Raw genomic sequence first — 17924 nt, 5'->3', positions numbered from 1 at the left:
ATCAATAGGAGAAAGGTTATGAATACAATAACTGCGGGAACAAATAGTCATCAAGCATTCTTTTCATCATTATCAGTTAAGAAATTCTATTCTAAATTTAGGCTGTATCTTCAGAACCGTAGAACGAGAAAGCACCTAGCTGAACTGTCAGATCATTTACTTGAAGATGTTGGTATTACCCGAGGCCAGGCTAATGAAGAGGTGAGAAAAGCATTTTGGGAGTGATTCAGATGATCAGACGTAACTCTTTCTTCTTAGGAGGAGTTACGCCAAAACCAATGCTAGATCTTTGAGATATCAGAAACTTCTTCATGTAGCCATTCAGTAAACGCCGCAATACGCTCCTTTCTCGGTGAGCTAGGATCAAAACATAAGTTAACTTGAACGCCAGGTGTCATCCCAATATTAAACGGTTTAACAAGCAGGCCGCGCTCTATAAAGTCTCCAGCTAAGCTATCCGTTGCTAAGCAAACCCCATGCCCCGCCATCACCGTCGTTAATCCCATATCAAATGTTCCCACCTCCATCCATTGAACTGCGGTGTCTTGCATTGGAATGTTCGCTTGTCTGAACCATTCCTCCCAAGGGAAAAGGCCACCCTCAAATTGAATCAACCAACACTTTAGTAATTGTTCTGGTGATGTGAATTTCAAAGAACTGGCGAGCTCGGGAGAGCAAAACGGATATAGAGGTTCGTTGAACAGCACTTCAAGTGCTAAACCTTGCTCAACACACAGATCTTCCCCTTGTCGAATCGCGACATCAATTTCACCATGTTTTAGATTTGGTGTGTCACACCCTGTGAGGATCTTGATTGGAATCTCAGGGTGCTTGACTGAGAATTTCCAAAGCCTCGGCAGCAACCAACGCGATGCAAAAGAGGGAGGACTTCGAACAACGATAACGCCTTGCAAGGGTTCAGACTGGATCTTATTCAATCCGACAACAAGCTCTTTAAATCCATCTGACACATGTTGGAAGAGAGTCCGCCCCTCTTGAGTTAATGCCATTTCACGCCCTTTCCTGATGAACAGCTTGCACTCTAGTTGTTCCTCTAACTGACGGATCTTTTGGCTGACAGCAGCTTGGCTAACAAAGAGCTCTTCTGCTGCCTTGCTGTAGCTACTCAAGCGAGCTGCGACTTCGAAGTAACGAAGTCCGGAAAGGTGGCGTAGTCTATTATCCATAACGTCTTCTTATAGTTCTTGTTAGAAATGGTTGTTCGCTTATCGAACAAGTTGTTTTCATAATAACGACAGAACGATGGCAAATACAAGAGAGTAATTATGGAAGTATTAATCAGTTGGACGATATTTTATGGTGCTAAGTTATTTAAAAATAAGAAGATAAGAGTAGGTAAAGTTAAGGCGAAACAGAATAAGGTTTTATGTTCGGAACAGCTGAGTCATCGAGTGAAAGAAGACATAGGGTTAGAATATGAAAATAACGATGCAACTGATTATACTAAATATTTATAACAATGACTTATGTAGTCATTAGCGCGAAGGCTAGTCTCGCGGGTTCTATCTCAGCCACAATATTCATTTGTACTCGCTTAATCCAGCCTGACTTTACCCATTAATCATCGAGTACTTATAAAATCCTATTCCTACTAAACTAAATGCTTATTTTTCAATTTATGCTGTCTTATTTTTGAGACTGCAACTCTGATTTATATAGAAACAAGCGTCGTAATGTTTTTTTCCTTTCTTTGTCTAATGGATATAAAACAGACAGTTATTTTGGGGATTAATAAATGAAAATTAAATTACTATGTATTATTAGACTCTTTAATTTTATATAAGCAATTGAATTGAATTAAATTAAATAAAAATCCGTTTGAATCCACCTCCGTATTAATAGTATTGAAATTGATTATTTGAATAGTGCTTGTGTAACTCATTTGTCAGTTCTATATATGTAGTGTTCAGTTTTTCTATATCTCCTGAGGTTTTCTATTGGGCTAGATAAGGTGAATAGAAAGACGAGAGGGTGGGGGCTGTATGAAATCTATTTTAAGAGTTTCGGAGCGTAGCCGTTTCCGAAGCAGTTTAAAATCAAAAATGAAAGGCATCGCTATTATCGAGTTTACGGTTGTGGTGAGCCTGTTTTTTGCGCTTTTCTTAACGGTTGTCGATCTTGGTATTTATGGGTTTGTTAAATTGACCATGCAACATTCGGCAAGAGAGGGCGCAAGATATGCCATCACAGGTCGTTCTGATCTGGATCCTGACGCATCAAGTAGTCGCGAGGCGGCAATATTAGAAAAAATTTCTCAATCCTCGAGTGGCTTGCTCGACAAAGTGATGGATGTCCAAAACATACGTGTTGAAGATGTCTATGGCAACGCAGTCACTGGCTTTGGTGGCTCTGGAGACATTATTTCTATTCATCTTGATTGCGAGTGGCCATCTGTAAATCCTTATATGTATGTTTTGCTTGATGACGGGAAGTTTAAATTTACCGTTAGTGCGGCAATGAAAAACGAAGCTTTTTAAGGAGGGACAGGATGTTTCCTTTACAGATAAAGAAAGCCGCTGAGAAAGGGTTTGCGGCAATCGAAATGACGTTAATAGCACCATTGTTTATGTTGCTTATTGTTGCGGCTGTCGATATCACGCACCTCATTCAAGCCAACCACATCATTATTAGTATCAGCCGAGAAGGTGGAAACATTATTTCTCGGAGTAATACTGACACCCCTCAAGAAGTGATGGACATCATCGCCACGACATCGGGAACATTGGATTTGACGCAAGATGGGGTCATTTACATTACCGAGGTCGTTGGGCAAGAAGATGCTTCTCCCTACATTAAAAGCCAATACCGATGGAACCAACACGGGCTAAGTAAAAATAGTGCTATTTGGTCGAGCTGCAGTAATTGGGCAAATGATGGAGAGTGTTCTGATGTGGATGCAGATGATCCTCCACTCATTAACAATTTAGCCGTTGCGCTTGATGATGGGGAGATCGTGTACAGCGTAGAAGTATTCTATGACTATTCGCCGATTTTTAGTCGAGTCTTCGATGAGGAATATATTCTGAGCGACACAACATATATGTAAGGGAGGTTAAAATGGATAAGGGAACCCCAATCAGATATCGTTACAGTCGTGGGTTAGTGGCTTTGATGTCAGTCATCGCACTGCCTTTTATTCTGTTAGTTGTCGGGCTTTCTGTTGATGCTGGACGTGCTTATATCGTTAAATCGAAACTATTTGCAGCAGTCGATGCTGCCAGTATTGCCGCTGCAAGAGCGGTTGCCAATGGCGAAGATGCAGGGCGTGCTGCTGCTCAAAAATATTTTACCGCAAATATCCCAGCCGACTTTTATTCTGCAACACCTAGCTTGGGCGCAGTCAATTTCTCCTATGATTCATTCGGTAATATTTCGATTGATATTTCAGCTACAGCACAAGTGCCCACAATCTTTTTACCTTTAATAGGGTTAGACACATTTAACCCTGGCGTGTCAGCACAATCTATTCGTCGCCCTGTCGATCTAGTGTTAGTGATTGATAACACAACTTCCTTGAGACTTGGCAGCATAGGTGATGTGACTCAAGACGTCATTGATAGGTCTAAGTCATTTGTTGAAAATTTCCATGAAGGGTTTGATCGAATTTCATTGGTTAAATTTGCTTTCGGAGCCGAGGTTCCAGTGGGATTCAATGCAACTCGTGGCCATAGCCGAAGTACTATCAAATCTGAAATAGACAGCTTTAATTTTGGTAGTACGTCTAATGCACAATATACCAATGCATCAGAGGGGATCTATCGAGCTTTAAATGAGCTTAGAACGGTTACCGATCCCGCTAACTTGAAAGTGATCGTATTCTTCACCGATGGAGCACCAAATACCTTTGCGACAACGTTTGATTTTGAGGACGGTGATTCGCATACGGGAGCTATTCGATCGAGTGATGGCAGCAGTGGTACACCTCGAGGGCTTTGGAGACATGACTCGATTGCAACGACTTTAAGTGGAGGTTATGAGGGGCGTGATATTGATGACCATATTAGCGAGATGCCCGATTACTATACCACTCATGATTCAAGCGCAACCGAGTTCAATATTTTAAATCCGACTCATACGGTGCGGCCGGTAGCACAATATGACCCTGATAGTCATTCGGCAAATGATCTTTACACCAGAGTGAATCGTGTGTCACGTAATTTAGTGGAAGACATTGCTGAGGCTGCAAGAGGAGAAGATATTTACGTCTTTACCTTGGGGTTAGGTTCATCATTAACATCGGCAACCGGACCTGATAGTGAGTTTGGAGAAGACTTACTGTTACGAATGGCAAATTCTAGTGCGCTTTTGGATGATCCAGATTTAAGTGCGGATTATGACCCTGCTCAACTAGAAGGTGTGTATTGCCATGCCATCGATGAGGAAGCATTAGGCCCTTGCTTCGACGAGATGTTGGATGTGATTATCCGTTTAACTTTGTAACGTCTTTCTGGTTTAGCACTTTTGCATATTGATAGGTTAAAGGGAGCTTAATCGAGAGATTAGAAAAATAAAAGAGGGAGCTTTTGGCTCCCTCTCAATGCTATGTGTATTTTTGTCGTTGGTTACTCTTCCCAAACCACCAATTTATCTTTTGGCCAGTTATGACCGACTTCATGGTATTTCTGCTCAAGGATATGTCGTTTGATCTTAAGTGTTGGTGTTAACACGCCATTCTCAATACTCCAAGGTTCCTTAATCATTAATACGCCTTTGATCTTCTCGTGTGAAGCGAGTTGTTCGTTCATCTTCTCGATAACACGCTTGGTCGTTTTCTCATAACGAGCTCGATCAAAGTTAGGAAAGTCATGGGGTACGACAAGCAGGATAGGGCCTGGTAAGCCTAAGCCTATCAAACACATCATTTCTACGCGGCTGTATTCAAAGAGTTTGTTCTCGATTGGAACGGGAGCAACAAACTTACCTTTAGCGGTTTTGAAGGTATCTTTCTTACGTCCACGAATCGTTAAATAGCCTTCGCTGTCAATATCACCAATATCACCCGTATGTAGCCAACCCTCTGAATCAAAAGATTCTTGAGTTGCAATATCATTTTTGTAGTAGCCAGAGAATAGCCCTTTACCTCGAACCAAAATCTCTTCGTCTTCAGCTATTTTGAGCTCGATACCCGGGCCAGCATTACCAACACTACCAATTTTGTCTGCTCTAAATGGATAGTTGAGCGTGCTGTAGGCGAAAGACTCTGTCATTCCCCATGCCTCGGTGATGTGTAAACCAACGCTTTCATACCATGCGAGTAAAGCCGGTGATACTGGCGCTGAACCACAGCCGAGAACGCGAGCTTGGTCTAAACCCAGACCGTCAGCCAGTTTCTTCTTAATGATGTTATTCACAAATGGAATTTTAAGTAAGAAGTTCAGTTTTTTCTGTGGCAGCTTATCTTGGATTCGTTGTTGGAATAGAGTCCATAAACGAGGAACTGAAATAAACAAAGTTGGACGGTGCATTTTTACATCGTCAATAAACGTGTCTAAAGATTCAGGGAACGCAGTGACCACACCACCTATTACGGAAGAACCAAAGATGTACACTCGTTCGGTGATATGGGCAAGCGGCAGATAAGAAAACAGACGGTCGCCGGGTTGGATACCAATGTGATCGATTAATCTCTGAACTGACCATGTAAAGGCACCATACGTAAGCATTGCGCCTTTAGGTAACCCAGATGTACCCGATGTATACACAAGCGACATCAGCTTATCATCGTGATGCTGAGGTCGTTTCGTGGATGGTTCATGTGTCTCTATGAGCTGCTCAAAAGTATGTTGGCACTTCGCCGCAGTATCGTAGGGTAACGAGATACTGACTAAGCTCGGATTATCATCGAGTACTTTTTGTGTCGCTGCAGGATCATCAAGCTTACCTGCAATTACGATCTTACTTTCACTGTGTTCAATACAGTATTGAATGGTGTCTGCACCTGCTGTTGGAAAGATTGGGACGCTGACAAAATCTCCTAACATCATGGCAAGATCACAGATAAACCACTCTGCACAGTTTTTTGAAACGAGAGCGACTCGATCGCCGGGTTGGGCTCCGAGTCCTTCTAATGCTGACGCCAGTTTTAGTGCTTTGTCGGCCACTTCTTTATAAGTGAATTCAACGAATTGGCGGTTAATGATTTGTTTTAAATAGACTTCATCTGGGCGTTCTTCTGCCCATTTTAGAATCATGTCATTGGGTGTAGGGAGAGCTGTTGCTTTTTCTTGGCTAAACTCGTTAGGCTGAATCATTGTCTAACTCCATGTTTTTCGCTAAGTTATTTTTGTTAAAATCATGTTAAATGTACCATGATTTTTTCTTTTAGGGAGTAAAATTAGCGTTTTCTGTTATCCGTGCAGGCACGTCTGTAACTTGCGGGTGTTACTCCGGTCCTTTTCTTAAAGATTCTTGAAAAATACGACACATCCTTGTATCCACATTGGTAAGAAATAACAGCGATTTTTGATTCGGTATCGGCTTCGATTAACTTTTTGGCTAACAGGATTCGTTTATCGCATACAAAGTCTCTAAAGCTTACCCCAAAGTGTAGATGAAACTTCTTAGAAAAGTAGGTTGTTGAACAATGGCACTTTTCCGCTATCTCGGTTTCTCTGATTTCTTTGTTGATGTTGTCCATAACAAAGTTAACGACTTCAGAGGTAAACAACTTTGCAGGTAGTTGATTATTGTTGTTGGTATCTCGGTCGAGATCAAAGTGAGGCTCGAAGATATGTTGCGTTTTACGCTGTAGTTCTTCGAACTTACTGGTCAGATGATTACTGCTCGTTTCGATAACAAAGAATATATTCTTATGATTTCGCACGATATTAGGTATCTTACCTGAACAAATAATGACTATTCGCTTGTTTAGGTTTTCACAAATAGACAGTGCCATTGTAAGTAGTTGAAGTTCATCCGTTCGATTCAATATATAGAATACTAACCTTACATCTAAGTTACTGATTATAGATATATCTTGTTTATAGTTCTCAATAGGGAAGTAATGACTAATTTTATTGGTAATAATTGAGTTGAAATCACTGTCTATATCAGAAAGTAGTGGTGTTATTATTTCCATGGGTATTGAACCTGTGTCATATCAAAATAAACAGTAAGAAATAAATGTAAAAATGGTATTTATTAAATAGATTAGAAGCACCACAAAAAAGTGCAAGTAAATGGCAAGAAAATCCTAACCGAATATATTGTTCAGCTCTAGATTTAGTTTACAGGTAAATAAACCTGTAATGTAAATCAAGGAGAGATTCTCATGAGTAAGTTTTTGAAAAATTGTAAAGAATTCATGAATGATGAAGAAGGTCTTACTGTCATTGAATACGTAATTGGTGCAGCTATGCTCGTATTGGGGTTAACGACAATATTTACTGGTATTGGTACTGCGCTATCAACGAAACTAAGTACAATCGTTGATCAAATTAGTACGACTAGCTCCTCATAAGAGCCTACCAAAAATGAACCTTAAAAGAGTGGGGCGTCAGAAAGGATTAACTGTGGTGGAATATGTCATTGGAGCTGCTTCACTTGTCATCCTCGCTTGGATAATCTTTTCAGGAATAGCAACTGCTCTAATCAGTAAGTTTCTTTCTATTGTGGCGGGTATCTAAATTAATGATAAGTGAATCTTTAGTGTTCTGGGCATTGCTTATTATTGTTTCGGTATACGATGTTGAGAAACATCGTATACCAAATAAGGTACTGTTTTTATTTTTGTTTTTATACTTTTTATCAGTGTTAAATAGTGGGTTTTCTTTAGATGCATTGGTTGCGTCATTAATAGGTGCTGTGGTTCTTTTCTGTTCAGGTTTGATTTTTTATTTTCTGAGGGCCATGTCTGCAGGGGATGTAAAATTATTAGGTGTTATTGGGTTGTATATTGGGTGGGGCTCATTGCTTGATGTGTCTTATTACATACTCATCGCTGCCGGAATAATAGGAACATTATATTTACTTTATAATCGAGCCAATAATAGTGAGATGACAGTTAGACGATACTTTGAAGAAAAACTAATGCTAGTTAGCGGGATATCACCTGATATTAAAGGTGAACCTGTTGTGCATTCTCGTTACTCAAATAAAGTAACCATGCCATTTGCTCCTTCAGTTGTAATAGGTTTAGCGATGTACAGTTATTTTACATAGATCAAACTAATTCACTAGTCGATGTGTTGGAGAGGACATATGGATATGAGAGGGATACCTTCCCCGAGCAATTTAAAGCCTCAAATATCAGCTCCTGTGGTTCCGACTTCCATTGAAATGCTTGGTGTTCCTGAGGTTGTTGTTGAAAACTTGTTGCTCAAGCACTTATCCGCTTACCCTAAATCTGATGTGCTGGAACTTTCTAACTATTTGTGTGTAGTGACACATATTGTTGAAAACGGACTTGCGGTACTCAGAAATAAATCCCTTATCGAAGTATTCCAACCTACTTCTACTTTGTCTTTGGAGTCGTCTTCTCATAGTCATGTGCGTTATTCCTTGTCAGAAAAAGGCTTAGAAGAGGCCGACCTTGCGTTCAAACGAGATGCTTATTTAGGTCCAGTTCCTGTTTCTCTCAAACAATATACTGAAATTGTAGAGCAACAAGATTTAAGGGCAGAGCTTGTTACTCGCCCTGATGTGGAAGCTGCATTGAGTGATGTTTACGGCGTACAAAAAATGATCTCCGTGTTAGGGCCGGCAATAAACTCGGGTAGGGCGCTGTTGTTGTATGGGCACGCTGGTACAGGTAAGACTTTTGTTGCGTCTCGTATCGTAAATGCGCTTCATACTTCAGTTTTTATCCCCTATGCCGTTTATGCGCTAGGAAATGTTATTAAGGTTTTTTCAGCGCAACATCATACCCCGTTAGATCGTAATGGTAGTGAGCAAACTGTTTCACTCCGAGATCAATACGATAAGCGATGGCTCAATTGTGAACGTCCTAATATCCAAGTGGGTGGAGAGCTCACCATGGATATGCTTGAGGTAAATCACTCCGAGCACAATCGCGTTTGGTTAGCACCTTTACAAATGATGGCTAATAACGGCATTTTTGTTATTGATGATCTGGGGCGCCAACCCATGCCGGTGGATGCTTTGCTCAACCGCTGGATCGTACCAATGGAATACTTCTTTGATCACCTGTCATTACCGAATGGACAACAGATCACCATGCCATTCGTTTTAACGCTCGCATTTTCTACCAATTTGAATCCTGAAAAGATCAGTGACCCTGCCTTTCTGCGTCGCTTGGGCTACAAAATAGAATTCAAGCCTCTGAATCAGCAAGATTATGAAGCTCTGTGGGTGAGCGTAACTGTTGATAAAGATATAGAGCTGCAAGATGGTTTCTTTGAGCGTTTGTCTCAAATGCATACGCTGCACAAAGTACCGCTTTTCCCTTGTTTACCGAAAGACCTTGTTGGTATTAGCAAAGACATTCTTTCGTTTGAGCAACTCCCACCCGTTATCACATTCGACATTCTAGCCATGGCATGGAAAGTCTATTTTACCTCTGATGGACACGAGGAAGAGAATAATGAATAAGAGTCAAGTTTTCCTACTGTTTTTACTGTCCGTAGTATTCGGTTTAGCCGCTGTATTTTTCGCTAAACAATGGATGGACAATCAAGTTCAACCGACGATTGAAGTCGAGCAAGTTGAGCGTCATCCGGTTGTAGTGGCATCTCAAGAAATTGAAGCTGGAACCATAATTGAAGAGCAATATTTAACAACCAAGTTGATGGAAGTTGATTGGATCAATGAAAACAACTATTCGGATAAAACAGAACTGCTCGGCAAAGTAGTCGCCAATACCATTTATGCCGGAGAGGTACTTCATAAGTTACGTTTTACTGTGCCAGGAGAAGGGTCAACACTTGCTGCTCTTATTCCTGAAAATAAACGTGCAGTAACGATACGTGTTGATGATGTTATTGGTGTGGCTGGTTTCTTATTACCGGGGAATAAGGTTGATATTCTCAATACTGTTTCTTACGGAAAAAATTCCGCAGCGACTCAAACGGTATTAAAAGACATTAAGGTTTTGGCTGTAGACCAAACGGCTAAAACGAAAGAGAACAGTCCGATTATCGTTCGTGCGGTAACACTTGAGATGACGCCAAAAGAGGCTGAGAAACTCCTCACGGCTAAAAGCAAAGGTAGTATTCAGCTGACCTTGAGAAATCCACATGAAGTAGAGAAAAAAGTGGTTCGTCGATATGTGCCTAGACCAAGTGTCACCATTATCAAAGGTACAGAAACATCTAGTGTGCGCGTCAAGGATTGAGGTGAGATATGAAAATATTATTAGCGTGTGTTTTTAGCCTGATTTGTTTTTCGGCAGCCAGTGTTGCTGCTCTGCAGACGGGAAAAACGGTCACGGTTCCACATCACAAATCTACGCATGTGGTGCTGTCGGGAAAAGCGGCGAAGGTTTCTCTTGGTGATCCTGAAGTCTTAGATATTGTGATTTTGAAATCTAATGAGTTGTTCTTAATTGGTAAAAAATTAGGGGCGACAAATTTGATGGCTTGGGATTCGCGAGGTCAGTTGATTGAGTCGATTAACATCGAAGTTACCCATGATCTTAATAGCTTAAAGTCAAAGCTATACGAGTTTCTTCCAGATGAGACGATTGAGGTTCATAGTGCGCAAAACCGTTTGCTGTTAAGTGGGCAAATCAGTAATCAACAAAAAATGAATGTAGCGATGCGAATTGCCGAAACTTATGCGGCAGGACAAGCAGCGGATGATGCTAAAGAGAGTGGTAGTGAGCAAGCAGCCGCAACGGGTGTGATCAACTTGATGTCTATTGGTGGCGCACAACAAGTTATGCTTGAAGTGACGGTAGCCGAGGTTCAGCGAAGCTTAGTGAGAAAGTTCGATGCTAACTTCCATTTCTTCCAAACCAGTGGTTCTAATTTTTCGTGGGGCGCTTCATCAGTCCCTGCTGGTGTATTGGGCGCAACGCCAATTTTCGATATCCCAACTTCTACCGATTACGGGATTTTAGGTTCTTTCATCGATAGTAATACCTTGTTTACTTTTGCTCTTGATGTCGCGAAGCAAAACGGCGTGGCTAAGGTATTAGCTGAGCCAAACTTAACCGCATTGAGTGGCTCAAAAGCTGAGTTTCTAGCGGGTGGTGAGTTTCCTATTCCTGTTCCCGACGATGATGGAATTACCATTGAGTACAAGGAATACGGTGTCGGGTTGAAATTCATACCTACCGTACTCAGCGATAAAAAAATCAATCTTAACCTAGCGGTTGATGTGAGTGAGATAGCTAACAGCAGTTCATTGACTATCGATCCTGGTTCTACGAATGCGACTTATTTTATCCCACCAATCACACGTCGAAGTGCATCTTCTACGCTTGAGCTTGCTGATGGCCAAACTATCGGTATCGCAGGGTTGTTGAGTGAGAATGTACGAGATGTCAGTAACAAAATGCCGGGTATTGGTGATGTGCCGATTTTAGGTCAGCTTTTCAATAGTCAGGAATACATATCGGGTGAAACCGAGCTTGTTATTCTTGTCACACCTCGACTCGCCAAACCGGTGGATAGAAGTAAAATCGCGCTGCCAACTGATGCCTTTGTAGATCCTAATGACCTGGAATATTACTTATTAGGTAGAAGTGCTTACATTGCTGAGCCTTCTGATTCTGAAGACAGCAGCAATACAAATTCAGACAAAGGAATCGCGCCAACTGATGGTGGCAGTGAAGGTTCATTTGGTCATGATTTATAAGGAGATAGATATGATTAGAACAATGATGGTCTTTCTCGTCATTCTATTAGCGGGTTGCGCGAATGACGCACCTTTGGGTCAGTCGGTTGCTAAGCTGCAAGCAGAACAAACGTATAACCCTAATGCGACTCAAGAGAACTTGCAGGTTTTACCTGATGGTACCGGGGAGCGCATGCAAGCTGGGTACGATAAGTATGTGGGTAAAGGTGATGAAGAACTCTCCGGAAGTAGCAGCCAGGTTTTAAAGAGCTTTAATTAGTTTGGAGGTACTTTATGTTGTATCAAGTATCAAGAATGCCTAAAAAACAGGGCGGATTGGTGGTCATATTTGTGACCATTGCGCTGTTAGTTTTCCTAGCCGTATCTGCCTTAGCGGTGGATATAAATCATATGCTAGTGAATAAAACTCGCCTACAGAATGCGGTTGATTCAGCGGCTTTAGCAGCAGCGACGATTTTAGATAACAGCAAAAATCAGACTGCGGTATCAACAGAAGTTACATCAACATTAAATGCAATGGCGGGGTCTTCTGGCAATCATGAATTTGATTTTTCGACTGCAGTAGTAACCGTAGAGTACTCGAATGATCCGCAAGATTTTGTTGGAGTGGCAACGTTCGGCGCTGACGATGATGTTTATGTGCGAGTAAATGTCAGTTCATTGGATATGGATGAATTCTTTATTCAGATGTTTGGCTTGGCCAAAAGTGTATCTGCAACCGCTGTTGCAGGGCCAAGTTCTGGTCAACAAGTCGTAAACAACATTGTACCGATTGGAGTGTGTATTGGTGATGGCACCTCAGATAATGATGTAAATGAAGATGGCTATCACGATACTACTGGCGCGGAAATTACCAACGTATTTGGTTATGAAGTCGGTAGTGTTCAGGCGCTTAAAGTCGGGGACAAAAAGCTGTCTCAGATGGGGAATGGTAACTACCACTTGCTGGACTTTGGATCTGGAGGGAGCACAGTTAGAGAAGCTTTGGCTGGATACTATGATTACTCAGTTGCGATTGGCGATGATGTCACAACTAAGCCCGGAGGAACGGTTGGCCCCACAGGTCAAGGGCTGAACACTCGTTTTGGTGATTACGGTGGAGGATTGGCGAGTTCAGATTATCCTTCCGATTACGTAACAGCAGAACCTAGTTCTAAAATTACGATAGACAGCAAAACGGGCGATATAGACTTTGATGGTTCTTATACCTATGCGCAATATGAGGCCGCTACAAACGCATGCATTGCAAATAACGGTTCTGGTTGCGTTTCCGATGGCACTGCATGGCGACGTATCCTCCCAATTCCTATGGTCGACTGTTCAGGGAAAAGTGGTGGAGTAACCACTTTTACTGTAGAGAAAATAGGGTGTTTCTTCTTATTGCAAAAAGCGCCAACAAACAATTCTGGCACGCCTGCTGTGTTTGGTGAATTTATACACTCTTGCAGTGTCGCTGGTGGCGCTAGTGGCTCAGAGTCATCCACTGAAGGTCCATATACGATTGTGTTGTATAAGGATCCTGATGGAGAGGGGTCGTAGTTATGAATAGTAAATTCAAAAAACAGCAAGGTTTTGCTGCGATTGAAATGATGATTGCGACACCGGTGTTACTCTTTTTCTTGGTGTTGGTTCTTGAGCTGGGAAACATTTTAATCCACTACAACATCATCTCCAAATCTGTTCAAAATGGGGCCCGTTATGCGGTTACTGAGGTTTATGGAACGCAAGGTGGAACAGTAGCGCCTACTGCAGAAATTCAAAATATAGTGGTTTATGGGAAGAATACAGTCGGTACTGCAATACTCTCGAGCCTTGTCACTTCTGATGTGACAATTACCCCTCCTTCTGGTGATAGTTACGTGCGAGTAACGGTTAATTACAACTATGTTCCGCACTTTTTATCTATACCATTTTCATCGGAAAGTTTATCGGTTCCTTTGAGCGTATCGTCCGTGATGAGGGTTTTCTGATGAAGTTAATCAAGAAACAAAACGGTTTAGCCATCATTGAGTTTACGATTGTTTCTTGGTTGATATTCTTGCTGATTTTTTTGATTGTCGCCTTGGGGGCTTATGTATTTTCCCTGCAAATAGTGAACGAAGCGACAAGAAAAGCAGCAAGATTAGCCACCGTTTGTTACGTGTTGGATCGCGATAATATTGCAGGGGTTGTTGTAGAAGATATACCCATATTAGGCTTTAGTGATAGTAATTTGGAGGTTGCGTATTTGGATGCTGCAGGCGCTGAGATTACTTCTGATCTGGAAGCAAACCTGAGTGCGATTAAGTTTGTACGAGCAAGAGCGACAGGTTATGGCATTCAACTGATCAGTAACCTAAGCTTTTTAGGAACGAATGGTTTTTTGGCTGCACCTGCATTTGAGACAATTTTACCGTCTGAGAACTTAGGTGTGATAAGAGCGAATTCAAATACTAGGACAAGATGTCCGAAACAAATACAGGGTGAGTAGCATGGGCGAAGCAATTGATATTTTACCTAATGAAGACGATGCGATTCGCCTTAAAACTAACTTGAATGTATGGCTGATTTATAACAATGAGAATTTTCATGCTCATATGAGACAGCAATTGAAACGTTGTCGAAACGTGCATATTGAGTCTTTTTCTTTGTTAGGTATGACTGAAGAGTATGTGAAAAATATTGATGCCCCAGATTTAATCTTTGTTGAAGCAAGCGGTGGCTGGGCTCAGAAAATGGTGGATTTGCAAAGCTACAATCTGCAGTTAGAAGAGCATGATTTATCTTTGGTTGTGTTTGGTGATGAAAGTGACAATGGGTCATTAAAAATAGCGCTAAGACTCGGTGCTTCGGATTTTCTGTCTCACGATATATCTATTTCTGGTCTTCTCCCCTTACTAAAGAAAACAGCGGCGGAGAAAATCGAAAATTCGAGCTACGGAGAAGTGTTCCTATTTATCAACACTAAAGGTGGTATGGGGGCGACAACCTTAGCGCTCAATACTGCCGTAGAAATAGCAAGTTATCATCCGAATGAGGTGCTGTTGCTCGATATTGACCTCCAGTTTGGTGTTATTCCTGAATATTTGAATATCACGCCGACCTACAGCATCTCAGATGCTATCGATAGCTCCAATGACTTGGATGAGATGTCTTTGAGTAGCTTGGTGAATAAGCACACATCAGGGTTACACGTTTTAAGTTTCAAGCATGAAAATAACGCAGATGATTATGAACATGCTCAGAAAATCGGGAAGTTACTGCCCGTATTACGTCGCTTCTATCGCTATATTATTATCGATTTTTCTCGAGGGTTGGATCATATTTTTGCATCGGCCATCTCTCCTGCGACTAAGGTGTTACTTGTTGCTCAACAAACCTTGGTTTCGGTTAAAAATAGTAATCGATTAATTCGAACGCTCAAGTTTGAGTACGGGTTGCAGCAGGACTCAATTGAGATCATTGTGAATCGTTATGAAAAGCGACAAACCATCAAGCTAACAGACATAGAACAAACCGTTGGAAAGCATGACATCCATTTAATGCCTAATGATTTTAAGGTGGCTCTTGAGAGCGCCAATTTAGGTTTGCCGTTGGTTGAATCGAAGAAAAAGAGCTCGATTACACGGTCGATTATTGATTTGTCTCATATCCTTTCTCCGCCAGAACAAGAAGAGAAAGGTTGGCTTAAAAAAATATTTTCATAACATGTTTGTTACAGCATATATGAGGGATCGTTATGTTCTTTAAACGAAAAAATATTAATCCGGAGTTTGAAAAGAAAGTAGAACAGTTTTCCCAAGAGGAAGACGGCGTTGTATCGCCCCTCATTCAGAAAGTAGCTAACGTATCTCATGAAGCTAAGAGTTTAGAGGCGAGTGAAGAGCAAGAGAAGTCGGTGAATGAGGCGAAAAAAGTCTTAGAGCAGGAACTGTCGATTAAACACTACTTTCATAAACAGCTACTTGAAACATTAGATTTAGGGCTACTTTCTAGTCTGGATAAAGAGCGCGCCAAAGTAGACCTTCATGAAGCGATCGTTCAGTTAATGGCGGATGACCAAAGCCACGCATTAAGTGCTGAGGGGCGTAAGCGAGTCATCAAGCAAATTGAAGATGAAGTATTCGGCCTTGGTCCACTTGAACCATTATTAGCCGATAAAACGGTGTCCGATATTTTGGTTAACGGACCTAAAAGTGTTTATGTCGAACGCCGAGGAAAATTAGAAAAAACACCGTATACGTTTTTAGATGATCGTCACTTAAGAAACATTATTGATCGTATCGTTAGTCAGGTTGGACGCCGGATTGATGAAGCGTCGCCGATGGTGGATGCTCGATTAGTTGATGGTTCACGAGTGAATGCCATTATTCCCCCTTTGGCCTTAGATGGCCCTTCCGTTTCTATACGACGTTTTTCGGTAGACAGCCTAACCATGGATAATCTGCTGGAATACAAGTCAGCCTCTCCACAAATGGCAAAGTTCATTGAAGCTGCCGTAAAAGGTGAGCTCAATATCCTTATTTCTGGTGGTACAGGTTCAGGGAAAACGACGACGTTGAATATTTTTTCTGGGTTTATTCCTAGAGATAAACGGATTATTACCATAGAAGATTCCGCAGAGTTACAACTGCAACAGCCACACGTGATTCGTTTAGAAACACGCCCAGCAAACCTTGAGGGTAAAGGTGAGATTAGTCAGCGAGAGCTGGTAAAAAACACTTTGCGTATGCGACCTGACCGTATTGTTGTCGGGGAGGTGCGTGGTAGCGAAGCGGTTGATATGTTAGCGGCGATGAACACGGGTCATGATGGTTCACTTGCCACGATTCACGCGAATACACCTCGTGATGCACTAAGCCGTGTTGAGAATATGTTCTCAATGGCGGGTTGGAATATTTCAACGAAAAACCTCAGAGCACAGATCGCTTCTGCTATTCATTTAGTGGTTCAAATGGAGAGACAAGAAGACGGTAAGCGTCGGATGGTAAGTATCCAAGAGATCAACGGGATGGAAGGAGAGGTTATCACTATGTCTGAGATCTTCCACTTCCAGCGTCAAGGTATCGACGAGAATGGCAATATCTTAGGTTATTACACTGCAACCGGTGTGGTTCCTCAGTCTCACGACCAGTTAGTTAAGCGTGGTCTTGACTTGCCGTTTGAGCTCTTTACCGAATCACATAGTTGAGGAGCCGATTATGGATAACGTAACTGTATCGTTGGCCCTATTGTTTGTCGCAGTGTTGTTTATTTCGCAAGCCTTGTTATTGCCAGCTGCCGGGAAAAAAGCCAAGCACAAAGAGTTATCTCGTCGCTTAAAAGAGACGCAAAGAAATATTGATGAAGAGAGCTTGTCTCTCTTAAAAGAACATTACAACAAAGAGTTATCACCACTCGATCGGAAGTTGATCGTTATTCCTTTCTTTGCCGATCTAAAGCGCATGCTTGAGTTAGCAGGTCTCAAGCTCACATTAAGCCGCTTCTTATTAATCGTATTTTTGTGCGGAACGTTATTGGCTTTGATTGCTTTGGTTTTCAATCAGGTGTGGTTCATTTGTGTTGCCGCTTTTGTCTTTGTTTGGGTCATCGCTTATCTGTTTGTACAAAACCGAGTGACTTACAGAATGGCACGCTTTGAAGAACAGCTACCAGAGGCCTTGGATATTATCAGGAGGGCCTTACAAGCCGGTCAACCATTGGTCCAGTCTTTCAATGAGGTTGGCGAAGAGATGCCAGAGCCTATTGGGGTTGAGTTTAAGAATACCTATAACTTACTGAACTATGGTTACGACTTAAGGCTCGCTATTTTACAAATGACAGAAAGAGTACCGACGGTATCGATGCTGGCTTTCTCAAGTGCTGTCATGTTGCAGAAAGAAACGGGGGGGAATCTCTCTGAGAATCTACAAAAAGTATCTGAAGTATTAAGAGCCCGCTTTAAGCTAGAAAGAAAGATCAAAACTCTATCCGCTGAGAGTCGACTTTCTGCTTGGATACTGACGCTTTCTCCTTTCGCCCTATTTTTCGGTCTTAAATTCGTAAACCCTGAATACATCGAGCCTTTGTACAGCGATCCTAGAGGTATATCTATGGTCAGTGTCGGCGTGATTTTGTTGGCGATTGGGGCATTGTGGATAAGAAAAATTATAAATATCGAGATATAG

At 41.7% G+C, this 17924-nt stretch carries 20 protein-coding genes; 17 read left to right on the top strand and 3 right to left on the bottom strand.

The genetic code is table 11. The features are described 5' to 3' along the window. The first annotated feature begins 18 nt into the window (after positions 1 to 18). Positions 19 to 225, top strand: a complete 207-nt coding sequence (locus QWZ07_RS19015) for a DUF1127 domain-containing protein (RefSeq protein ID WP_102279507.1) — start codon at positions 19 to 21, stop codon at positions 223 to 225. Positions 226 to 281: 56 nt separating this feature from the next. On the opposite strand, the gene QWZ07_RS19010 is transcribed toward QWZ07_RS19015, so the two are convergent. Then, the gene (locus tag QWZ07_RS19010) at positions 282 to 1187 is read right to left on the bottom strand and encodes a LysR substrate-binding domain-containing protein (protein ID WP_017108783.1); all 906 of its coding nucleotides are present in this window, start codon (positions 1185 to 1187) and stop codon (positions 282 to 284) included. Positions 1188 to 1286: 99 nt separating this feature from the next. Here QWZ07_RS19010 and QWZ07_RS19005 point away from each other — a divergent pair, with 99 nt between their 5' ends. From QWZ07_RS19005 to QWZ07_RS18990, 4 genes are all read left to right on the top strand, one after another. After that, on the top strand, positions 1287 to 1478 hold the full coding sequence (locus QWZ07_RS19005; RefSeq protein WP_192852271.1) for a hypothetical protein: 192 nt from the start codon (positions 1287 to 1289) through the stop codon (positions 1476 to 1478). 525 nt (positions 1479 to 2003) lie between these two features. Then, entirely contained in the window at positions 2004 to 2498 is a 495-nt protein-coding gene (locus QWZ07_RS19000; protein ID WP_065103024.1) for a TadE/TadG family type IV pilus assembly protein, read from the top strand. Positions 2499 to 2509: 11 nt separating this feature from the next. Beyond that, positions 2510 to 3067: a TadE/TadG family type IV pilus assembly protein gene (locus QWZ07_RS18995; protein WP_017108786.1), complete on the top strand. Its 558-nt coding sequence runs from the start codon at positions 2510 to 2512 to the stop codon at positions 3065 to 3067. Between the two features lie 11 nt (positions 3068 to 3078). After that, entirely contained in the window at positions 3079 to 4461 is a 1383-nt protein-coding gene (locus tag QWZ07_RS18990; protein ID WP_192852270.1) for a vWA domain-containing protein, read from the top strand. A 122-nt stretch (positions 4462 to 4583) separates the two neighbouring features. Here QWZ07_RS18990 and QWZ07_RS18985 read toward each other — a convergent pair whose 3' ends face one another. Then, a complete protein-coding gene (locus tag QWZ07_RS18985) occupies positions 4584 to 6272 on the bottom strand; it encodes an AMP-binding protein (RefSeq protein WP_065110850.1) in 1689 nt (562 codons plus the stop codon). 83 nt (positions 6273 to 6355) lie between these two features. Further along, positions 6356 to 7099, bottom strand: a complete 744-nt coding sequence (locus QWZ07_RS18980) for a helix-turn-helix domain-containing protein (RefSeq protein WP_065103026.1) — start codon at positions 7097 to 7099, stop codon at positions 6356 to 6358. Positions 7100 to 7291: 192 nt separating this feature from the next. On the opposite strand from QWZ07_RS18980, the gene QWZ07_RS18975 reads away from it, so the two are divergent. The 12 genes from QWZ07_RS18975 to QWZ07_RS18920 all read left to right on the top strand — a co-directional run bounded on the left by QWZ07_RS18975 (position 7292) and on the right by QWZ07_RS18920 (position 17924). Then, entirely contained in the window at positions 7292 to 7480 is a 189-nt protein-coding gene (locus tag QWZ07_RS18975; protein ID WP_192852269.1) for a Flp family type IVb pilin, read from the top strand. A gap of 170 nt (positions 7481 to 7650) precedes the next feature. Continuing rightward, positions 7651 to 8181, top strand: coding sequence for an A24 family peptidase (locus QWZ07_RS18970; protein ID WP_192852268.1), 531 nt, complete (start codon positions 7651 to 7653; stop codon positions 8179 to 8181). Positions 8182 to 8220: 39 nt separating this feature from the next. Continuing rightward, the gene (locus QWZ07_RS18965; RefSeq protein WP_102517678.1) at positions 8221 to 9570 is read left to right on the top strand and encodes a DUF8689 domain-containing protein; all 1350 of its coding nucleotides are present in this window, start codon (positions 8221 to 8223) and stop codon (positions 9568 to 9570) included. Then, positions 9563 to 10312, top strand: a complete 750-nt coding sequence (cpaB, locus tag QWZ07_RS18960) for a Flp pilus assembly protein CpaB (RefSeq protein WP_017076279.1) — start codon at positions 9563 to 9565, stop codon at positions 10310 to 10312. Before QWZ07_RS18965 ends, cpaB begins: the two co-directional genes overlap by 8 nt. Positions 10313 to 10320: 8 nt before the next feature. Next, a complete protein-coding gene (locus QWZ07_RS18955; RefSeq protein ID WP_102513058.1) occupies positions 10321 to 11778 on the top strand; it encodes a type II and III secretion system protein family protein in 1458 nt (485 codons plus the stop codon). Further along, on the top strand, positions 11768 to 12037 hold the full coding sequence (locus tag QWZ07_RS18950; RefSeq protein ID WP_029225220.1) for a hypothetical protein: 270 nt from the start codon (positions 11768 to 11770) through the stop codon (positions 12035 to 12037). Before QWZ07_RS18955 ends, QWZ07_RS18950 begins: the two co-directional genes overlap by 11 nt. 14 nt (positions 12038 to 12051) lie before the next feature. Then, complete coding sequence (locus tag QWZ07_RS18945) at positions 12052 to 13317, top strand: pilus assembly protein TadG-related protein (protein WP_192852267.1); 1266 nt, start codon at positions 12052 to 12054, stop codon at positions 13315 to 13317. 2 nt (positions 13318 to 13319) lie between these two features. After that, positions 13320 to 13748, top strand: coding sequence for a TadE/TadG family type IV pilus assembly protein (locus QWZ07_RS18940; protein ID WP_065110856.1), 429 nt, complete (start codon positions 13320 to 13322; stop codon positions 13746 to 13748). Further along, positions 13748 to 14248: a TadE family protein gene (locus QWZ07_RS18935; protein WP_017076274.1), complete on the top strand. Its 501-nt coding sequence runs from the start codon at positions 13748 to 13750 to the stop codon at positions 14246 to 14248. The genes QWZ07_RS18940 and QWZ07_RS18935 overlap by 1 nt, the downstream gene beginning before the upstream one ends. A 1-nt stretch (position 14249) precedes the next feature. Further along, on the top strand, positions 14250 to 15464 hold the full coding sequence (locus QWZ07_RS18930; protein ID WP_017076273.1) for an AAA family ATPase: 1215 nt from the start codon (positions 14250 to 14252) through the stop codon (positions 15462 to 15464). A 32-nt stretch (positions 15465 to 15496) separates the two neighbouring features. Then, positions 15497 to 16948 (top strand): TadA family conjugal transfer-associated ATPase, encoded by a 1452-nt coding sequence (locus tag QWZ07_RS18925; protein ID WP_065676105.1) that lies wholly within the window; start codon positions 15497 to 15499, stop codon positions 16946 to 16948. Between the two features lie 10 nt (positions 16949 to 16958). Further along, positions 16959 to 17924: a type II secretion system F family protein gene (locus QWZ07_RS18920; protein WP_017110451.1), complete on the top strand. Its 966-nt coding sequence runs from the start codon at positions 16959 to 16961 to the stop codon at positions 17922 to 17924.

The sequence above is a fragment of the Vibrio lentus genome (assembly GCF_030409755.1).
Taxonomy (GTDB): domain Bacteria; phylum Pseudomonadota; class Gammaproteobacteria; order Enterobacterales; family Vibrionaceae; genus Vibrio; species Vibrio lentus.
Note: the sequence above shows the minus strand (reverse complement) of the source record. Positions and strands in the feature narration are given on the sequence as shown.